This is a genomic window from Pseudomonas sp. P5_A12, assembly GCF_056400685.1.
This window is the reverse complement of record NZ_JBFUKU010000564.1, coordinates 1-1,434: the sequence shown is the minus strand read 5'-3', so window position 1 is coordinate 1,434 and position 1,434 is coordinate 1. Positions and strand designations below refer to the sequence as shown.

Sequence of the window (1,434 nt, the reverse complement as noted above, 5' to 3'; positions counted from 1 at the left end):
GTCCGAACTGATGCAAATGCCCGGCACGGCGGCCCGCAATTTGCGCAGTTTGGATTTGTATTCCAGCGCCGTGTGGTTGCGTTTCATCGCCGAGAGGATCCGGTCTGAACCCGATTGCACTGGCAGGTGCAGATGTTTCACCAGCTCAGGCACATCGGCGTGGGCCTGGATCAGGCTGTCGGAGAATTCCAGTGGGTGCGACGTGGTGTAGCGAATCCGGTCGATGCCGTCGACAGCGGCCACAACGCGGATCAGTTCGGCCAGATCAGCCAAACGTCCGTCGTGAGTCGAGCCGCGATAACCGTTGACGTTCTGACCCAGCAGCGTCACTTCACGCACGCCGTTTTCAGCCAGGTGAATGATCTCGGCAATCACGTCGTCGAACGGGCGGCTGACTTCTTCGCCGCGAGTGTACGGCACCACACAGAAAGTGCAGTACTTGCTGCAACCTTCCATGACCGATACGTAGGCGCTCGGGCCATCGATACGTGGCTCGGGCAAATGGTCGAATTTTTCGATTTCCGGGAACGAGACGTCGACTTGCGGCAGTTTGGTGGCACGAGCAGCGTCGATCATTTCCGGCAAGCGGTGCAAGGTTTGCGGGCCGAAGACCACGTCCACGTACGGCGCGCGGTCACGAATGGCGGCGCCTTCCTGGCTGGCCACGCAACCGCCGACGGCGATCACCATGTCCGGGTTGGCGAGTTTCAGTTCGCGCCAGCGGCCGAGCTGGGAGTACACCCGGTCCTGGGCGCGCTCGCGAATGGAACAGGTGTTGAGCAGGATCACGTCGGCGTCTTCAGCGCGAGCGGTGACTTCCAGGGCCTGGTGTTCACCCAGCAAGTCGACCATGCGCGAGCTGTCGTACTCGTTCATCTGGCAACCGTGGGTTTCGATGTAAAGCTTCTTGGCCATGGATACAGTCATCACGTGATTCAAAGAACCGCGCATTATAGGGAACATGTTCCAAGGTTCCTACCATTGTGCGTCCGGTGGCTATGCTATAGTTCGCGCCCTCATTTTTATCCCCAAATGTGTTGCTCGCCCACCATGACCAAACGTGAAGCTCCAATCTACAAGGTGATTTTCCTCAACCAGGGCCAGGTGTACGAAATGTATGCCAAGCAGATCTATCAAAGTGATCTGTGGGGCTTTCTGGAAGTGGAAGAGTTCGTCTTTGGCGAGCGCACGCAAGTGGTCGTCGATCCGAGCGAAGAAAAGCTCAAGGCTCAGTTTGAAGGCGTGGTACGCAGTTTTGTGCCGATGCATTCGATTGTGCGCATCGACGAGGTAGAGCGTCTGGGCACACCGAAGATCAGTGAAGCCCGTGGCGCGGTCGGCAATGTCATGCCGTTTCCGATGCCGATGCCTGAGAAGTAGCGTTCAAAACCGAGTCGCCCCATTCGCGAGCAGGCTCGCTCCCACAATTGATCT

General features: G+C 57.9%; 2 protein-coding genes. One reads left to right on the top strand and one right to left on the bottom strand.

What is annotated here, in order from left to right; all coding sequences use genetic code 11:
* On the bottom strand, positions 1-915 hold a 915-nt coding region (gene miaB / locus AC1DSG_RS31140), incomplete at its 3' end, for a tRNA (N6-isopentenyl adenosine(37)-C2)-methylthiotransferase MiaB (RefSeq protein WP_477794290.1).
* A gap of 135 nt (positions 916-1,050) precedes the next feature.
* Between miaB and AC1DSG_RS31135 the strand changes: the two genes are divergently transcribed.
* Positions 1,051-1,380: a DUF1820 family protein gene (locus AC1DSG_RS31135; protein ID WP_007894425.1), complete on the top strand. Its 330-nt coding sequence runs from the start codon at positions 1,051-1,053 to the stop codon at positions 1,378-1,380.
* The last annotated feature ends 54 nt before the right edge of the window (positions 1,381-1,434 follow it).

Coding starts and splice junctions, on each gene's coding strand:
- AC1DSG_RS31135 (WP_007894425.1), top strand. CDS start 1,051: ATGACCAAACGTGAAGCTCCAATCTACAAGGTGATTTTCCTCAACCAG.